At 66.5% G+C, this 16,006-nt stretch carries 19 protein-coding genes and 1 riboswitch; of the genes, 11 read left to right on the top strand and 8 right to left on the bottom strand.

Translation table 11 applies throughout. The features are described 5' to 3' along the window. Positions 1–103 precede the first annotated feature (103 nt). The 4 genes from rpsI to Q0316_RS17145 all read right to left on the bottom strand — a co-directional run bounded on the left by rpsI (position 104) and on the right by Q0316_RS17145 (position 2,634). Positions 104–652, bottom strand: coding sequence for a 30S ribosomal protein S9 (rpsI, locus tag Q0316_RS17160; RefSeq protein ID WP_298674521.1), 549 nt, complete (start codon positions 650–652; stop codon positions 104–106). Beyond that, on the bottom strand, positions 652–1,131 hold the full coding sequence (rplM, locus tag Q0316_RS17155; protein WP_298674520.1) for a 50S ribosomal protein L13: 480 nt from the start codon (positions 1,129–1,131) through the stop codon (positions 652–654). The genes rpsI and rplM overlap by 1 nt, the downstream gene beginning before the upstream one ends. A gap of 160 nt (positions 1,132–1,291) precedes the next feature. After that, on the bottom strand, positions 1,292–1,609 hold the full coding sequence (gene cutA / locus Q0316_RS17150; protein ID WP_298674519.1) for a divalent-cation tolerance protein CutA: 318 nt from the start codon (positions 1,607–1,609) through the stop codon (positions 1,292–1,294). After that, positions 1,606–2,634 carry a COX15/CtaA family protein gene (locus tag Q0316_RS17145; protein WP_298674518.1) on the bottom strand — a complete coding sequence of 343 codons (1,029 nt, stop codon included), beginning with the start codon at positions 2,632–2,634 and terminating at the stop codon, positions 1,606–1,608. Before Q0316_RS17145 ends, cutA begins: the two co-directional genes overlap by 4 nt. 122 nt (positions 2,635–2,756) lie before the next feature. Here Q0316_RS17145 and Q0316_RS17140 point away from each other — a divergent pair, with 122 nt between their 5' ends. The 9 genes from Q0316_RS17140 to Q0316_RS17100 all read left to right on the top strand — a co-directional run bounded on the left by Q0316_RS17140 (position 2,757) and on the right by Q0316_RS17100 (position 9,008). Continuing rightward, positions 2,757–3,137 (top strand): MerC domain-containing protein, encoded by a 381-nt coding sequence (locus Q0316_RS17140; protein WP_298674517.1) that lies wholly within the window; start codon positions 2,757–2,759, stop codon positions 3,135–3,137. Between the two features lie 48 nt (positions 3,138–3,185). Then, positions 3,186–3,662 carry a Fur family transcriptional regulator gene (locus Q0316_RS17135; protein WP_298674516.1) on the top strand — a complete coding sequence of 159 codons (477 nt, stop codon included), beginning with the start codon at positions 3,186–3,188 and terminating at the stop codon, positions 3,660–3,662. A gap of 52 nt (positions 3,663–3,714) precedes the next feature. Continuing rightward, positions 3,715–5,637, top strand: coding sequence for a 1-deoxy-D-xylulose-5-phosphate synthase (gene dxs / locus Q0316_RS17130; protein ID WP_298674515.1), 1,923 nt, complete (start codon positions 3,715–3,717; stop codon positions 5,635–5,637). Beyond that, positions 5,634–5,771 (top strand): hypothetical protein, encoded by a 138-nt coding sequence (locus Q0316_RS17125; RefSeq protein WP_298674514.1) that lies wholly within the window; start codon positions 5,634–5,636, stop codon positions 5,769–5,771. The genes dxs and Q0316_RS17125 overlap by 4 nt, the downstream gene beginning before the upstream one ends. Positions 5,772–5,939: 168 nt before the next feature. Further along, positions 5,940–6,674, top strand: a complete 735-nt coding sequence (locus Q0316_RS17120) for a TlyA family RNA methyltransferase (RefSeq protein ID WP_298674513.1) — start codon at positions 5,940–5,942, stop codon at positions 6,672–6,674. Positions 6,675–6,799: 125 nt separating this feature from the next. Continuing rightward, on the top strand, positions 6,800–7,321 hold the full coding sequence (locus Q0316_RS17115; protein ID WP_298674512.1) for a TspO/MBR family protein: 522 nt from the start codon (positions 6,800–6,802) through the stop codon (positions 7,319–7,321). 23 nt (positions 7,322–7,344) lie between these two features. Next, positions 7,345–7,602 (top strand): accessory factor UbiK family protein, encoded by a 258-nt coding sequence (locus Q0316_RS17110; RefSeq protein WP_298674511.1) that lies wholly within the window; start codon positions 7,345–7,347, stop codon positions 7,600–7,602. A 102-nt stretch (positions 7,603–7,704) separates the two neighbouring features. Next, entirely contained in the window at positions 7,705–8,217 is a 513-nt protein-coding gene (locus tag Q0316_RS17105) for a YbjN domain-containing protein (protein ID WP_298674510.1), read from the top strand. Beyond that, on the top strand, positions 8,217–9,008 hold the full coding sequence (locus Q0316_RS17100) for a pyrroline-5-carboxylate reductase dimerization domain-containing protein (protein ID WP_298674599.1): 792 nt from the start codon (positions 8,217–8,219) through the stop codon (positions 9,006–9,008). Before Q0316_RS17105 ends, Q0316_RS17100 begins: the two co-directional genes overlap by 1 nt. 10 nt (positions 9,009–9,018) lie before the next feature. Here the strand turns inward: Q0316_RS17100 and Q0316_RS17095 are convergent, their stop codons facing one another. Further along, on the bottom strand, positions 9,019–9,525 hold the full coding sequence (locus Q0316_RS17095; protein ID WP_298674509.1) for a helix-turn-helix domain-containing protein: 507 nt from the start codon (positions 9,523–9,525) through the stop codon (positions 9,019–9,021). A 65-nt stretch (positions 9,526–9,590) separates the two neighbouring features. Here Q0316_RS17095 and Q0316_RS17090 point away from each other — a divergent pair, with 65 nt between their 5' ends. Continuing rightward, the gene (locus tag Q0316_RS17090; RefSeq protein ID WP_298674508.1) at positions 9,591–10,670 is read left to right on the top strand and encodes a branched-chain amino acid aminotransferase; all 1,080 of its coding nucleotides are present in this window, start codon (positions 9,591–9,593) and stop codon (positions 10,668–10,670) included. A 51-nt stretch (positions 10,671–10,721) separates the two neighbouring features. Here the strand turns inward: Q0316_RS17090 and Q0316_RS17085 are convergent, their stop codons facing one another. From Q0316_RS17085 to Q0316_RS17075, 3 genes are all read right to left on the bottom strand, one after another. Next, on the bottom strand, positions 10,722–12,638 hold the full coding sequence (locus tag Q0316_RS17085) for a TonB-dependent siderophore receptor (protein ID WP_298674507.1): 1,917 nt from the start codon (positions 12,636–12,638) through the stop codon (positions 10,722–10,724). A 188-nt stretch (positions 12,639–12,826) separates the two neighbouring features. Then, positions 12,827–13,052, bottom strand: a riboswitch (cobalamin riboswitch). A 103-nt stretch (positions 13,053–13,155) separates the two neighbouring features. Continuing rightward, positions 13,156–13,926, bottom strand: coding sequence for an ABC transporter ATP-binding protein (locus Q0316_RS17080; protein WP_298674506.1), 771 nt, complete (start codon positions 13,924–13,926; stop codon positions 13,156–13,158). After that, positions 13,920–14,906, bottom strand: coding sequence for an iron ABC transporter permease (locus tag Q0316_RS17075; RefSeq protein WP_298674505.1), 987 nt, complete (start codon positions 14,904–14,906; stop codon positions 13,920–13,922). Before Q0316_RS17075 ends, Q0316_RS17080 begins: the two co-directional genes overlap by 7 nt. Before the next feature lie 107 nt (positions 14,907–15,013). Between Q0316_RS17075 and Q0316_RS17070 the strand changes: the two genes are divergently transcribed. Further along, positions 15,014–15,823, top strand: a complete 810-nt coding sequence (locus tag Q0316_RS17070) for an ABC transporter substrate-binding protein (protein ID WP_298674504.1) — start codon at positions 15,014–15,016, stop codon at positions 15,821–15,823. Positions 15,824–16,006 lie beyond the last annotated feature (183 nt).

Raw genomic sequence — 16,006 nt, 5'->3', positions numbered from 1 at the left:
CGGAGGCTGTACGCAGGATGACCAGCCACGAAAAAAGGCGGCCCGTTGCCGGACCGCCCCTTTCGCGTGTTGTGCAAGCGCCCGAAGGACGCTCGCCCGAACCTTAGCGCTTCGAGAACTGGAAACTGCGGCGTGCCTTGGCGCGACCGTATTTCTTACGCTCCACGGTGCGGCTGTCGCGGGTCAGGAAGCCCGCGGCCTTCACCGGCGAGCGCAGCACCGGCTCGAACTTGGTGAGCGCCTGGCTGATGCCATGCTTCACCGCGCCGGCCTGGCCGGAAAGCCCGCCGCCCTTGACGGTGCAGATCACGTCATACTGACCTTCGCGCTCGGTGATGCCGAACACCTGGTTGATGACGAGACGCAGCGTCGGACGCGCGAAATAGATTTCCTGATCGCGACCGTTGATCGTGATCTTGCCCGAGCCCGGCTTCAGCCAGACGCGCGCGACCGCATCCTTGCGGCGGCCGGTGGCATAGGCGCGACCGTATTTGTCGAGTTCCTGCGCACGCAGCGGGGCGCGCTGCACCGGCTCGTCGATCTGGCCGGCGAGATACGCTTCGGCCTTGTCTTCCGATGCGGCGACGGCTTCCTCGCGCTGCTGGTTGAGCGCGGCGCCGAGGTCGGCGAGGGACTGGCGATTGTCAGACATTATGCGCCCACCTTGTTCTTGCGGTTCATGCCGGCGATGTCGAGCGGCTCAGGGTTCTGCGCTTCATGCGGATGCTCGCTGCCGGCGAAGATGCGCAGGTTGCGCATCTGCTGGCGACCGAGCGGGCCGCGCGGGATCATGCGCTCAACGGCCTTTTCCAGAACGCGCTCCGGGAAGCGGCCTTCCAGCACCTTTCCGGCGGTGATGCCCTTGATGCCGCCGGCATAGCCGGTGTGCTTGTAATAAACCTTGTCCGCCAGCTTGTTGCCGGTGAAACGAATCTTGTCCGCGTTGATGACGATGACATTGTCACCGCAATCGACGTGCGGGGTGAAGCTCGTCTTGTGCTTGCCGCGCAGGACATTGGCGATCACCACCGCCGCGCGACCGACCACCAGGCCGTCGGCATCGATGATATGCCACTTCTTTTCCACCTCATGCGGCTTGGCCGACTTGGTGGTCTTCATCAGCGCCTTCATGGCTGTTCGACCTCATCAAAACGAAAGGACGCCGTACCCAAAAGGCACAGCGCCGACGCGCGGCCAATGCTTCAGCGGGCGCGCGAAGTCAAGATTTCCGGGCGATTCGTGACGGGTAATATAATACCGACGCCACGCGAATGGCTAAGATGGGGACGGCCTATGCCTCGATCCCGTCGGCGATCCATGCCGCGAGCTGCTCTGTAACGGTCGCCTGCCAATGCTCGATCGCGGGGAGGTCATAGGGATGAAGGGTGGCGATGCGCGCGCGGATCGCGGGGATGGCGATGGGCGCGGTCTTGAGCTGCATCACCACCTCGTCGCCCTGCATGATCGCGCCCTCCCAGCGATAGAGCGAAAGCGCCTTGTCGAAGATGTTGGCGCAGGTAATCAGCCGTTCGTAAAGCAGGGTTCGCGCGATCGTCTCGGCTGTCGCCGCATCGGGGCAGGTGACCTGAACGATCGCGATATTGTTCATCGGCGGCGTGCGCCGATCGCATGGGCCGCCCCGACAGTGGCGATCAGCAGCAAGGCGGCATTCGCCTGATGCGCCACCGCCACGCCGATCTGCACACCGCTCAGCAGCGTCGCGATGCCCAGCGAAACCTGCAGCACGACGAGCAGCACGATGGCCACGCCCGTCGGGCGCCCGGCGCGGATCGCAAGCCAGAACAATGCTGCCGCCGCGACGAAGGCGAGCCAGCGGTGGATGAACTGCACGACGATCGGATTGTCGACGATGTTGGCGAGCGGCGGGGCCATCATCGGCACGTCGGCGGGGAACAATGCGTCGCCCATCAGCGGCCAGCTTGCGAAGGCATAGCCCGCGTCCAGCCCGGCGGTGAACGCGCCATACATGATCTGCGCCCCGAGCAGCAGCAGCGCGAGCAGCGCAAGCGGGCGCAGCCGCGCCGGGCGGGCAAGCGGATCGCGGACGAGCGCGCCGAGATCGAGCGCCGTCCAGACGATGCCGGCGAGAATGAAAAGCGCGGTCAGCAGGTGAACCGCGAGCCGGATGTGGCTGACATCGGTGCGAACCGACAGGCCCGAACTGACCATCCACCAGCCGATCGCGCCCTGCAGCCCGCCAAGCGCCAGGATCGCGCTCAGCCGCCAGCCATAGCCGCGCGGTATCCGCCGCTTCACCGCGAACCAGATCAGCGGCAGCGCGAACGCCAGCCCGATGACGCGGCCGAGCACGCGGTGGATATATTCCCAGAAGAAGATCGCCTTGAATCCGGCGAGCGTCATGTGGCTGTTGAGTTGCTGATATTCCGGTATCTTCTGGTAATTCGCGAATTCGGCCTGCCACTGGGCGTGGTTCAGCGGCGGGATGATGCCGCTGATCGGCTTCCACTGGGTGATAGACAGGCCGGATTCGGTGAGGCGGGTGATCCCGCCGACCACCACCATGGCGACGATCAGCGCGGCGACGCACCATAGCCAGCGGGCGAGCGCGGCTGGGCGGGCGGTGGAGACATATCCCGGAGTGGCCTGCAACATGCACTGGCACTAGCCCAGCCTGACGAGGCTGCCAAGCTGAGTGGCGACCGCGACGGCACGCACGGCTTTTTGAGCGATGTGATATTGTAACGTCACGCCGGCCACGCTACATGCGGCGCCGGATGAATTCCGCGACTCGCCTTGGTTATCTGGGAACGCTCGATCGGCTGGCGATCGCGCTGTCGGGGCTGTGCGTTGTGCATTGTCTGGCAAGCGCGGTGCTGGTGGCGATGCTTTCCACCGTCGGCGGTATGCTCGGCAATCCGATCTTCCACGAAGTGGGGCTTGCGATCGCGATCGGGCTGGGCGCGTTCGCGCTTGGGCGCGGGGTGCTGCACCATGGCTATCTTATGCCGCTGGCGATGGGGTCGCTGGGGCTCGGCATCATGGCCGGCGCGATGACGCTGCCGCATGACGGCGGCCATGCCGAGGCTTTGTGGACGGTGATCGGCGTCGGCATTCTCGCATTCGGCCATGATCTGAATCGCCGCGCGGAAAACTGACGCGACGGGCGGCTTGTCCCGCGCGGCGGGTGAGCCTATTTTTGCATCATGCCCGGCCATGTCCACCACCATCACGAGCCACAGGGCGACGACCTGGCGCTCGCAGCGCAGCACACGCTGGAGCGTTCCGGCGAACAATGGACCGCGATGCGCGCCAGCGTGTTCGGCGCGCTTGCCGGATTCGACAAGCCCGCGTCCGCCTATGACATCGCCGATGCGGTGTCGAAGCGCGAAGGCCGCCGGATCGCAGCCAACAGCATCTATCGCATCCTCGATCTGTTCGTCGGCGCGAATCTCGCGCGGCGCGTGGAAAGCGCGAACGCTTATGTCGCGAACGCGCATCCGGATTGTCAGCACGATTGCATATTCCTGGTGTGCGATTCGTGCGGGCAGACCACCCATCTCGATGACGACCAGCTCACCCGCGCGGTGCGCCGGGCGGCGGAAGGCGCGGGTTTCTCGCCGGTGCGCCCGGTGATCGAGGTGCGCGGGGTGTGCGCGGAATGCGCGCGGGCGGCGGATTGATCCGCCAACTGTCGCAATCGACACCGGTTTTCGCGTGGAGTAGGAGCGCCGGATGACCGATCTTCCCGAAACGCCGTTGCTCGATACGATCGCGACGCCGGGCGACCTGCGCCGGCTGCCGCCCGAACGATTGCGGCAACTGGCCGACGAATTGCGCGCGGAAACCATCTCCGCGGTTGGTGAAACCGGCGGGCACCTTGGTTCGGGCCTTGGCGTGGTCGAGCTGACCACCGCGATCCACTATGTCTTCGATACGCCGCGCGACCGGCTGATCTGGGATGTCGGGCATCAATGCTATCCGCACAAGATCCTGACCGGGCGGCGCGATCGCATCCGCACGCTTCGGCAGGGCGGCGGGCTTTCCGGCTTCACCAAGCGCAGCGAGAGCGAATATGACCCGTTCGGCGCGGCACACTCCTCCACGTCGATCTCGGCGGCGCTGGGCTTCGCGATCGCCAACAAGCTCGCTGGCACGCCGGGCAAGGGGATCGCCGTGATCGGCGATGGCGCGATGTCCGCCGGCATGGCCTATGAGGCGATGAACAACGCCGAGGCCGCCGGCAACCGGCTGATCGTGATCCTCAACGATAATGACATGTCGATCGCGCCGCCGGTCGGCGGGCTTTCGGCCTATCTGTCGCGCATCGCTTCCAGCCGCGAGTTCCTGTCGTTGCGCGAGGTGATGAAGCGCATCGCGCGCAAGCTGCCGCGCCCGTTCCACAATGCCGCGCGCAAGACCGATGAATTCGCCCGCGGCATGACGATGGGCGGCACCTTGTTCGAGGAACTCGGCTTTTACTATGTCGGCCCGATCGACGGGCACAACCTCGATCACCTGATCCCGGTGCTGGAGAATGTGCGCGACGCGAAGGAAGGGCCGATCCTCGTCCATGTCGTGACCAAGAAGGGCAAGGGCTATGCTCCGGCGGAAGCGGCGGCGGACAAATATCATGGCGTGCAGCGGTTCGATGTAATCACCGGCGCGCAGGCCAAGGCACCGCCGGGGCCGCCATCTTACCAGAATGTGTTCGGCGATGCGCTGGCCGATGAGGCCGATCGCGATCCGCGCATCTGCGCGATCACCGCCGCCATGCCGTCCGGCACGGGCGTTGACCGATTCGCCAGGCGGCATCCCGATCGCGCGTTCGACGTGGGCATCGCCGAGCAGCACGCGGTCACCTTCGCCGCCGGCCTTGCCGCGCAGGGGATGCGCCCGTTCTGCGCGATCTATTCCACCTTCCTCCAGCGCGCTTACGATCAGGTCGTGCACGATGTGGCGATCCAGAATCTTCCGGTGCGATTCGCGATTGATCGCGCCGGGCTGGTCGGCGCGGATGGCGCGACCCATGCCGGCAGCTTCGACATCACCTATCTGGCGTCACTGCCCAATTTCGTGGTGATGGCCGCCGCCGACGAGGCGGAACTGGTCCATATGGTCCACACCTGCGTCGAGCATGACAGCGGGCCGATCGCGGTGCGCTATCCGCGCGGCAATGGCACCGGCGTGGCTCTGCCCGAAACGCCGGAATTGCTGACGATCGGCAAGGGCCGCGTGGTGCGCGAGGGCAAGACGGTGGCGATCCTGTCGCTCGGCACGCGGCTGGCCGAGGCGCTGAAGGCGGCGGACGTGCTGGAGGCGAAGGGCCTTTCGACCACGGTGACCGATCTGCGCTTCGCCAAGCCGCTCGACGAGGAACTGATCCGTCGCCTCCTCACCACGCATGAGGTCGCGGTGACGATCGAGGAAGGCGCGGTCGGCGGGCTGGGCGCACACGTGCTGACGCTGGCGTCCGACGCCGGGCTGATCGACGGCGGGCTGAAGCTGCGCACGATGCGGCTGCCCGATGCGTTTCAGGATCAGGACAAGCCGGAGGCGCAATATGCCGAGGCTGGGCTCGATGCCGATCATATCGTCGATACGGTGCTGAAGGCGCTGCGGTGGAACGAGGCCGGGGCGCTGGGCGCGCTGGCGTGAGCGGCTGGACCAAGGTGATCCTCGCGACGGTGCTGATGGCCGTCGCGCTCGGATGCTTCAATCTGTCGCTGTGGCGGCGGATGCGGGCGGCGCGGGAGCGTGCGGCGGCGCAAAGCGAATCGGACGAATCATAATCCTTCGCGGTGTGGGCGAGGCCGCGGGCGGCCATTCTAGGGCACAGCCAGCCCGCGACCTCTGATCTCAATATATTCCTACTAAATCCATGGGCAATAACGTGCGCGATCGCGCGCGCCCGGTGGAAGGCGGGTTGCGACGAACCGATCGAGCGGCGATAGCGGGGCATGGCAAAGGTGCGTGCGGATCAATTGCTCGTCGATCGCGGGCTCGCCGAATCGCGCACGCGTGCGCAGGCGCTCATCATGGCGGGGTTGGTGTTCACCGCCGATCGCAAGGTGGACAAGCCGGGGCAGCAACTGGCCGCCGATGCGGCGCTGGACGTGCGCGGGCGGGATCACCCCTGGGTGTCGCGCGGGGGGATCAAGCTCGCCCACGGGCTCGATCACTTCGGCTGGGACGTGGCCGGCGCGGTGGCGATCGACGTCGGCTCCTCCACTGGCGGCTTCACCGATGTGCTGCTGACGCGGGGCGCCGCGCGGGTCTATGCCGTGGATAGCGGCACCAACCAACTCGCGTGGAAGCTGCGGCAGGACGATCGCGTCATCGTCCATGAGCAAACCAGCGCGCGCATCCTGACCGCGGCGCATATCCCCGAGCCGATCGACCTGATCGTATGCGATGCGAGCTTCATCTCGCTGGCGAAGGTGCTTGACGTGCCGCTCGGCTTCGCAGCACCCGATGCGCGCGCGCTGGCGCTCATCAAGCCGCAGTTCGAGGCGGGGCGCGAGGAAGTGGGGAAGGGCGGCGTGGTGCGCGATCCCGCGATCCATGCGCGGGTCTGCGATGAGGTCGCGGCGTGGTTCGCCGGGCGCGGCTGGCGCGTGCTGGGGATCGAGCGCAGCCCGATCACCGGCCCCGAGGGCAATGTCGAATTCCTGATCGCCGCTGTCCGGGATTGACGCATTCCGGCGATCGCCCGCGTCGATAAATGGTTTACGCGCTTCATGCCGCGCGGCAGGTACGCCGGGCCATATAGAAACAGGGAGGCACCGTGGGAGGGTTGGCGTCTAGGGCGCAGTTGCGCATGTCATTTCTGCGTTGGGCGGTGATTACCGTTCCCATGATATTGTTGCTGGGGTTCCTTTCCGGGCGCAGCGTGCCGGCAGGCTCCGACAGTTCATGGTATCAGGCGCTTGCGAAGCCCGGACTGACCCCGCCAGACTGGATGTTCCCGCTTGCCTGGGCCGCGCTCTATGTGCTGATCGGGCTGGCACTGGCGATGATCCTCCATGCGCGCGGCGCGCGGGCGCGCTGGCTGGCGATCGGGTTGTTCATGGCGCAATTCGCGCTCAATCTGATCTGGACGCCGCTGTTTTTCGGCAAGCACGATATCTCGCTCGCGCTGCTCGATCTGATCGCGCTGCTGTTGCTGGCGATCACCGCGACCGTCCTGTTCGCGCGGATTCGCTCGCTCGCGGCGTGGCTGATGCTGCCTTATCTGATATGGGTAAGCTTCGCGGGGGTGCTCACCTGGCGCATCGGGCAGCTCAATCCCGGTGCGGAAACACTTGTGCCGGGCGCGCATACCTCCCAGGTATTTGGCTGAGTTTCAGCCGGAAGGTGATTTTGATGCAGTCCGAAAATCGGATATTCGATGATTTCGTAAAGCTGGTGAACGGTGCCGCGGGCACGGTCGCCGGGATGGGGCGCGAGGCGCAGGCCGGCGCGCGCGATCGTGCGCGCGAATGGATCGGCGGGCTGGATTTCGTGAGCCGCGACGAATTCGAGGCGGTGAAGGCGATGGCCGTCGCCGCGCGCGACGAGGCGGATGCGCTGAAGGCGCGGCTCGACAAGCTCGAAGCGGCGCAAGGCAAGAACAAGGGCTGAGGCCTTTTCCGGGCTCCCTCGCCCGCCAGCCGATTACAGTTTTCGCGCGATTGGCCGTCGCGGGCTTTGCGTCCGCGGCGGCCTTCGTGCGATAGGGACGTGATGATGCTTGACGAAGCCGAAGACGATCATGAGGCGGCGGCCCCGCTGGACATGCTGGAGCGCTATTTCACCGCGCACGGCTGGCCCTGTGAGAGGCATGACGACGAAATCAGCGCGACCGTCAAGGGAAGCTGGACCGAATATGAGGTGCGCGCGCTGTGGCGCGAGGAGGATAGCGTCCTCCAGTTCCTGTGCTTCCCGGATGTGAAGATCGCGGAGGAGCGCCGCACGCCGATCCACGAGGCGCTGGCGCTGGTCAACGAGCAGATGTGGGTCGGCCATTTCGAACTATGGTCGTCCAGCGGCATCCTGCTTTATCGCCACGCGATGGTGGTGGATGGCGATGAGGATGGCGAACAGATCATGTCGCTGGGCGCGACCGAGCTGCTGGTCGAAACCGCGATCGACGAATGCGAACGTTTCTATCCCGTGTTCCAGTTCGTGCTGTGGGGCGGAAAAACCCCGCGCGAGGCGATCGCGGCCGCATTGATCGAGACGCAGGGCGAAGCGTGATGCGGATGTGGCTGATCGGCTGCGGCAATATGGCCGGGGCGATGCTTGCGCGCTGGATCGACAGCGGCATCGTGCGGGCGGAGGCGGTGGATGTCGTCAACCGCGGCGATCGCGCGCTTCCCGGCGGGGTGCGCCAGTGGCGTGATCTGCCGGCTGGCGATCTTCCGGATATCGTCGTGCTGGGGGTGAAGCCGCAGCAGCTTGCGGAAGTCTCGGCGCGATATGCCGATGGGCTTCGCGACGTGCCGATGCTGTTGTCGATTCTCGCCGGCGTGGATGAAGTGGTGCTGGCGCGCGCCTTTCCCGGCCCCGTGCCCGTGCCGGTGATGCCCAATCTGCCGGTCTCGCTTGGGCAGGGTGTGTGCGTGGTGAACGCGCCGTCCGCCGATGCATCTGCACGGGCCAGGGTCGACAGGTTGCTCGCGCCGCTGGGCGCGGTGATCTGGGCCGAGGGCGCGGTATATTCCGCGGCGGCCACGCTTTCGGGGTGCGGGCCGGCCTATCTGTTCCGCTTCATCGACGCGATGGCGCGCGCAGGGATGGCGATGGGCCTGCCCGAGGCGGACGCCACGCGGCTTGCGCTGGCGACGGTGCGTGGGGCGGCGGCGCTTGCCGAGGCGGAGGATCGCTCACCCGCTGCGCTCGCCGATGCGGTGGCCAGCCCCGGCGGGATGACGCGCGCCGGGCTAAACGTGCTTGATGATGGCGATGCGCTCAACCGCCTGCTGCGCGAAACGCTTGCCGCCGCCGCCGCGCGCGGGGAGGAAATGGCAGCCGCCGTGCGCGGCTGACAGCGGAGGTTCAGCGCCGCAACGCTTCGATGCGCGGGCGTTCCTCATCCGGGATCAGCCCTTCCAGCACGGCCCAGAATCCGGTCACCGCTTCCTGTCCCGCCTTGGAATAGGCGCTCGACAGCTTTTCGCGCAGCGCCTCGTAAAGATTGTTCTCCAGCGCGACCCCCGCGTCGGTGAGGCGCAGGAGCCGCTGGCGCCGATCGCGTTCTCCGGGGCGGCTTTCAACCAGCCCGCGCTCCATAAGCTCGTTGAGCACGCGGCCCAGCGATTGCTTGGTGATCGCCAGCAGCGCCAGCAGATCGCTCACCGGCATGTTCGGTCGCCGCGCGATGAAATAGAGCGCGCGGTGATGCGCGCGGCCCAGCCCCTGTTGCGCAAGCCCCTGGTCGATCGACCGTGTGACATGGCTGTTGCCGAAATAAAGCAGTTCCAGCCCGCGCCGGATTTCCGGTTCGCGCAGGAAAAGTGGGGATGCGATTTGGGTCGAGGCCGCCATGTTGACCGGCATTGCCATCGGCTTTACCCGATCGCAACCGCCAACCGCGCCGTTCTTCGCGCGGGATCGACAGGAGGCTGTTTTTGAACTTCGCGTTTGAGCCGAACCCCAATCTTGTGCCGGCAGCCGAGCGTATCGCACGGATCGCCGATCCGGTATTCGGCCGTGTCCATACCGATCACATGGCGATCGTGCACTGGTCGCAGGAAAAGGGCTGGCACGATGCCAAGGTCACGGCGCGCGCGCCACTGTCGATCGACCCGGCCACCGCGGTGCTGCATTATGCGCAGGAGATATTCGAGGGGCTGAAGGCTTATCGCATGGAGGATGGCGCGTCGGCACTGTTCCGCCCCGAAGCCAATGCGCAGCGTTTTCGCGATTCCGCGCGCCGGCTGGCGATGCCGGAGCTTCCCGACGAGATTTTCCTCGGTTCGATCGAGGCGCTGGTCCGCGCCGATCGCGAATGGATTCCGACGGTGGAGGGCGGCTCGCTCTATCTGCGCCCGTTCATGATCGCGAGCGAGGCGTTTCTCGGCGTGAAGCCGTCGGCTCAGTATCTCTACATGGTGCTCGCCTCGTCGGTCGGCTCCTATTGGAAGGGCGGGGTGAAGCCGATCTCGCTGTGGGTCAGCCATGATTATACGCGTGCCGCGCCCGGCGGCACGGGCGCGGCCAAATGTGGCGGCAATTACGCCACCAGCCTCGTCGCGCAGGCGGAGGCGATCCGCCGCGGCTGCGATCAGGTGGTGTTCCTCGACGCGGCGGAGCGCCGCTGGATCGAGGAACTGGGCGGCATGAACATCTTCTTCGTGTTCGATGACGGCTCGGTCGGCACTCCGCCGCTGACCGGGACGATCCTGCCCGGCATCACCCGCGATTCGATCATCAGAATCGCGCGCGATCAGGGACTGACGGTCCGCGAGGAGCTTTACGGCATCGAGCAGTGGCGCGCGGATGCGCAAAGCGGCCGGATCGTGGAGGCCTTCGCCTGCGGCACCGCGGCGGTGGTCACGCCGATCGGGCAGGTTTCCGGCCCCGATTATTCGTTTCAGATCGGCTCTGGCGGCATGGGGCAGACGACCCGGCGCTTCCTTGAGCAACTCACCGCGATCCAGCGCGGTCGGGCGCCCGATCCCTATAACTGGCTGCGCAGGCTCGGCTGATATGAGGTGCGCGCGGCGTGGAGCGGAACTCCACGCCGCGCGTCCCCCGCGTCAGAAGCGGGCGCGGACGCCGGCGTAAGCCGCGCGCCCCGGCGTGCGGAAGCCGATCGTCTCGCGATAATCGGTATCGAACAGATTTTCGATCCGGCCATAGAGCGACAAGCCGCGGGTAAGCGCCACATCGGCGTTCAGGTTCACCAGCGTATAGGCGTTGAGCGTCTCGACCGCGTAGGTTGCGAAATTGGTGTCGCGCGCCTTGCCGTTATAGCGCATCGTCACCGCCGCGCCGAAGCGATCATCCGGCGCGCGCCACGCCAGATTGGCGCTGCCGATATGCTTCGGTCGCCGCTGAAGCTCGGCCCCGAGATCATCCTTCGCATCGAGATAGGTATAGGATCCGTCGAAGCGGAAACCGGCGGGCAGCACGAAATTCGCCGACACCTCGACGCCCTGATGCGGGGTGGTGCCCGGCGCGTTCTTCACGCTGTACGGGCCGTAGACGGTGACGATCATGTCACGCAGTTTGGCGTTGAAATAGGTCACGTCGATCCGCGCATGGCCGTCGAGGAACGATTGCTCGACGCCCGCTTCCCAGCCGGTCGAACGCTCAGGCCTCACCTTCGGGTTGCCGACGAACCCGCTGGAGGGGGAATAGCCATATAGCTCGAAGAAGGTCGGCGCCTTCACGCCCGATCCCCCCGCGGCATGGAGCCGCGTGCCGCTATCGAAGCGATAGCTGGCCTGCGCGTGCCAGGTGGTGGAATCCTGAAAGCGATTGTTGAAATCGTGGCGCACCGCGCCGCCCAGCCCGAGCCGGTCGTTGATTGTGAGTTGGTACTGGCCGACGATGCCCCAATTGTCGGTGTGCTGGTACGGGTTCGGGCCGGTGATGTAGGTGGCCGTGCCGCGATATTCCTCGCGCTCGTAATCGGCGGCGGCGGTGAGGGCGTGGACGATATTGCCGTCGCCCAGCTTCAGCGTGGAGACGAGTGACGCCTTGTGGCGGCGGCCATTGTCGCCACTGGTTTCGTTGTGACTGTCATCGAAATAGCGGCGCTGCGCGTCGGTGAGTTGCCCGCTGAGGTCGGTCACCCAGCGTCCGTCTGCGGCGGTGAGGCGCGCACCGACCAGCGCATAGAGCGTGTCGTTCACATAGCTGCCGCCCGAATCGATCGCGTTGCCGGTGAGGAGATAATCCTGATTGTTCAGATCGGCGTCGGTGTGATTGTATCGCACCACGGCGCGCAGCGCGATCGCGCCCGCCTCATAACCGAACTTGCCGTTGAGCGTGCCGATCTTCGATCCGATGCGGCGCGATCCGCCCGGCGCGACGACATAGCCGCCGATCCCCGAATAGGAGCCGCCCAGCGCGTAATCGAGATCGCCCACCACGCCGGCGCCGCGCACCGCGCCATCGACGGTGTTGAACGAGCCGCCTTCGATCCGCGCCGCGAAGCCCGGCATCTCACGCCCGCTGGCGGTGATGTAGTTGATTACCCCGCCGATCGCGTCGGAGCCGTAAAGCGCGCTCTGCTCACCGCGCAGCACCTCGATCCGCGCACCGGGATCGGCGGTGAGCGTGGCGAAATCATATTGTCCGAAATAGGGATCGGCCGCCTCGATTCCGTCGATCAGCACAAGCGTGTGATTGGCCTCCGCGCCGCGAATGCGCACGTCGGTCATCCCGCCGACCGCGCCGGTGCGGTTGACCGAGACGCCGGGAACATCGCGCAGCACATCGGATATGATGACGGTCTGCCGATCCTGAAGATCGAGCGCGGTTATCACCGTGGCCGACGAACCGAGCGTCGCGGTGGAAATCCCGTCGTCGCCACGCGATGCGGTGACAATCACGGTGTTGGTGACCTTTTCGCCGTCGGGCGCGGCAGGCTGATCGGGCTGCGCGAGCGCGATGCCCGGCAATGCGATGGTGCTGGCCAGCAGCGCGGCCCTGGTAACGATATTCATGCTTCAAATCCCTGCGTCCGTCCAAGAGACGCGGCGGGGCCGTCCGATCGGAACGAACGGACGCCGGCGCATGGGGCAGGGGCGAACGCATTGCCCGAGCCACATGCGCCGTTTGCGGCCCCTGGCCGCGCGGCTTCATGTCGCTCGAACGGATCAATCTCCGTGCCCACGTCACCCCCTGGACGCGAGACATGAGCGACGGCGCTGGCAGGTCTCCTGGCTCGCGGGTCGTCACGGCGATGCACGCCTTCCCAGGTTTCCCCAGTGGCCGCGCGGGGCATCTCGCCCCTGCGCATGTGCATCGCGCTCACCGCTTACAGTTGCAGGGGCAGCTACGGATTGGGGAAGGTTGACCTTCCCGCACCGCATTCCCTTTCAAGCCCCTCTCAGGGCACCGGCGCGATCGTTGAACGGGCAGCAGCCCGCTCGCCGCAGCGCATATCCGAAAGCGGATGGGGGGACAAACCGCTATTGTGCCACGGTCGGAACGATCCGCCGAAGGTGTGGCGGGAAATCCTCAGCGCACGCGATCGAGCGGAACCAGCATGGGATTGGCCGCATCGCCGAAAAAGGCGGAAATGCCATAGACCTCGGCGAGCAACTCAGCCGTCAGCACCGCGCGCGGCGCGCCATCGGCTACGAGCGTGCCCTCGTTCATCACCAGCACGCGATCGCAAAAGCGCGTGGCGAGCGTGAGATCGTGGAGCACCGCCACCACCAGCGCGCCGCCCTCCGCCTCGGCGCGCAGCAATTCCATCCCCTCGATCTGATGCGCGGGATCGAGGCTGGCGAGCGGCTCGTCGACGATCAGCGCGGGTGCCTCGACGGCGAGCGCGCGGGCAAGCAGCGCGCGGGCGCGTTCCCCGCCGGAAAGCTCGGTCGCGACACGGGTGGCGAGGCCCGACACCTCGGCGCGCTGCATCGCGCGGTTGATCGCGGCGCGATCCGCCTCGGTCAGGCGGGAGAAGGGGGCGAGGTGCGGCAGCCGACCGAGCGCAACCAGCCGTTCCACCGTCAGCGGCCAATGCAGCGTCTGCCCCTGCGGCAGATAGGCGATGCGGCGCGCGATCGCCGCGCGCGCCATCGTGTCGCGCGGTTCGCCGTCGATCATCACCGTGCCATCATGCGGCAACAGGCCGAGCAAGGCGCGGATCAGCGTCGATTTGCCCGCGCCATTGGGGCCGAGGATGCCGATGAGCCGCCCGCCTTCGAGTTGCGCCGAAAGATCGCGCACCGCCGCTCTGCCGCCGAGCGTAACGGAGAGGTTTGTCGCGACGATGCTCACCACAGCCGGCGCTCCCGCATCAGATGGGCGAGGAACACCGGCACGCCGAGAAAGGCGGTGACGACGCCGAGCTTCAATTCGTTGGTGCTGGGGATCACCCGCACCGCAACGTCCGCCAGCGTCAGCAGCGCGGCGCCGGCCAGCGCGCTCGGCCATAAAACGGCGGACGGGCTGCGATCGGTGAACGGGCGGATCAGATGCGGCACGATCAGGCCGACAAAGCCGATCGCGCCGGAGACGGCAACCGCGCCGCCGACGCCGATCGCCACGCCGAGCAGCAGGCGCGCGCGGGTGCGGCGCAGATCCATGCCCAGCGCCATCGCGCCGTCTTCGCCCAGTGTCAGCGCGTCGAGCGCGCGTCCCTGCCCGGCGAGGAGCATCGCGCCGATCGCGATGCACGGCAGCGCGAGCAGGACGTGTTCAAACGAACGATCCTCAAGGCTGCCGAGCAGCCAGGTCATGATCTCGATCGCGGCGAATGGATTGGGGGCCAGGTTGAGCGCGAGGCTGATCCCCGCGCCCGCCAGGGTCGCCACCGCGATCCCGGCGAGGATCAGCGTGAGCGGGCTTTCGGATCGACCGGCCAGCGCGAACAGCAAGGCGAGCGCGGTCAGCGCGCCGAGGATCGCCATCACCGGCAGCGCGGCGGAATGCCATTGCATCAGCCCGAAATAGAGCGCGATCACCGCGCCCAGCGCCGCGCCATTGGATGCGCCGAGCACCGATGGTTCGGCGAGCGGGTTGCGCAGAAATCCCTGCAACGCCGCGCCGCTGAGGCCAAGCATCGCGCCCACCGCCAGCCCGAGGATGGCGCGCGGCAGGCGCAGCTCGATCAGGATGGCGCGCTCGATCGGATCGCCGTGCCCCGCCAGCGCGGCGAACGCGCGCGCGGGCGGGATGGAGGTGCTGCCGATGCCAACGCCCAGCGCGGCGGCGGCGATCGTGAGCAGGATCAGTGCGGGCCATAGCCAGCGGCGGGTCACGTTCGGGCAGCCTCGCGTCGATGAGCGATGAAATCCGGCGGCGAGATGCGCGCCGGGGCGCGAACCGCCTAGCGCGAAACCCGCGCGAAAGGCAAAGGGGCAGGGTGATGCGCCGCCTGCTCGCCTTGCCGTTGCTGTTCACCCTTATCGGGGCGTCGCTGCCGCCCGCGCGTCCGCCACAGCGCATCGTTTCGCTCAATCTGTGCGCCGACCAATATCTGCTCGCGCTCGCCGACCGGAGCCAGATCGCCGCGCTGACGCAGTTCGCGCGCGATCCCGAGATGTCGGCAGCGGCGGTGGCCGCGCGCGGCGTTCCGTTCACCCGTGGCTCGGCTGAGGACGTGCTGGCGCTGCGTCCTGATCTTGTCATCGCCGCCCCGTTCCGCCGTCGCACGACGATGGCGCAGTTGCGCGGTCGCGATATCGCGACACTCGATCTCGAACCGGCGGCGAATTACGCGGAGATCGTCGAACAGGTGCGCGCGGTGGCGAAGGCGGTCGGCCATCCGGCGCGTGGCGAGGCGTTGATCGCGCGGATGAACGCCGCGTTGCGGCGGGTGTCGCGCGATGCGGGGAAGGGCGCTATCGCCGCTTATTATCAGCGGCGCGGTTTCCTCACCGGCACGGGTACGCTGATCGACGATCTGATGCGGCGCGTGGGGTTGCGCAATCTCGCCGCGCGTCTTCACAAGCCGCCGCTCGCGCGGGTCGGGCTGGAGGAAATGGCGCGCGCGCGGCCCGATTATCTTATCGTCGAAACCGGCAGCGAGCAGGTCAGCGATCTCGGGACCGAGTTGTTGCAGCACCCGTTGCTGCGGTCGATCCATCGCCTGCGTCTCCCGCAATCATGGACGGTGTGCGGCGGCCCCGCGTACGTAAAAGCGGCGCAAGCGCTGGCGGCGCAACTCCATCCATGATGCCGGTGCGTGAGCGAGATGGCAGCATTGGTCTCATCAAGCAGGTTCCGTCGGGTCCGTTCGGGCGATTCGCGAGCGACGGACCGCTTTTCTCCGTGTAACAATCAGATTTATAAACATTTTCCCGTTTTAGGAAATAAAATTGCAAAAAGTGTTTGACGGTTTGGTGGGGTGGGCATAGAA

The sequence above is a fragment of the uncultured Sphingomonas sp. genome (assembly GCF_937871615.1).
Lineage (GTDB): Bacteria > Pseudomonadota > Alphaproteobacteria > Sphingomonadales > Sphingomonadaceae > Sphingomonas.
The sequence above is the reverse complement of the archived record's forward strand: the minus strand, read 5'-3'. Positions and strand labels throughout refer to the sequence as shown.

Bases quoted from the DNA above. Each gene is read 5' to 3' on its own strand.
- Q0316_RS17100 (WP_298674599.1), top strand. From the start codon at position 8,217: ATGCGGATGTGGCTGATCGGCTGCGGCAATATGGCCGGGGCGATGCTT.
- Q0316_RS17140 (WP_298674517.1), top strand. From the start codon at position 2,757: ATGAATTCCGCGACTCGCCTTGGTTATCTGGGAACGCTCGATCGGCTG.
- Q0316_RS17085 (WP_298674507.1), bottom strand. From the start codon at position 12,638: ATGAATATCGTTACCAGGGCCGCGCTGCTGGCCAGCACCATCGCATTG.
- Q0316_RS17145 (WP_298674518.1), bottom strand. From the start codon at position 2,634: ATGTTGCAGGCCACTCCGGGATATGTCTCCACCGCCCGCCCAGCCGCG.
- Q0316_RS17135 (WP_298674516.1), top strand. From the start codon at position 3,186: ATGCCCGGCCATGTCCACCACCATCACGAGCCACAGGGCGACGACCTG.
- Q0316_RS17105 (WP_298674510.1), top strand. From the start codon at position 7,705: ATGATGCTTGACGAAGCCGAAGACGATCATGAGGCGGCGGCCCCGCTG.
- rplM (WP_298674520.1), bottom strand. From the start codon at position 1,131: ATGAAGGCGCTGATGAAGACCACCAAGTCGGCCAAGCCGCATGAGGTG.
- Q0316_RS17110 (WP_298674511.1), top strand. From the start codon at position 7,345: ATGCAGTCCGAAAATCGGATATTCGATGATTTCGTAAAGCTGGTGAAC.
- dxs (WP_298674515.1), top strand. From the start codon at position 3,715: ATGACCGATCTTCCCGAAACGCCGTTGCTCGATACGATCGCGACGCCG.
- cutA (WP_298674519.1), bottom strand. From the start codon at position 1,609: ATGAACAATATCGCGATCGTTCAGGTCACCTGCCCCGATGCGGCGACA.
- Q0316_RS17120 (WP_298674513.1), top strand. From the start codon at position 5,940: ATGGCAAAGGTGCGTGCGGATCAATTGCTCGTCGATCGCGGGCTCGCC.
- Q0316_RS17070 (WP_298674504.1), top strand. From the start codon at position 15,014: ATGCGCCGCCTGCTCGCCTTGCCGTTGCTGTTCACCCTTATCGGGGCG.
- rpsI (WP_298674521.1), bottom strand. From the start codon at position 652: ATGTCTGACAATCGCCAGTCCCTCGCCGACCTCGGCGCCGCGCTCAAC.
- Q0316_RS17095 (WP_298674509.1), bottom strand. From the start codon at position 9,525: ATGGCAATGCCGGTCAACATGGCGGCCTCGACCCAAATCGCATCCCCA.
- Q0316_RS17115 (WP_298674512.1), top strand. From the start codon at position 6,800: ATGTCATTTCTGCGTTGGGCGGTGATTACCGTTCCCATGATATTGTTG.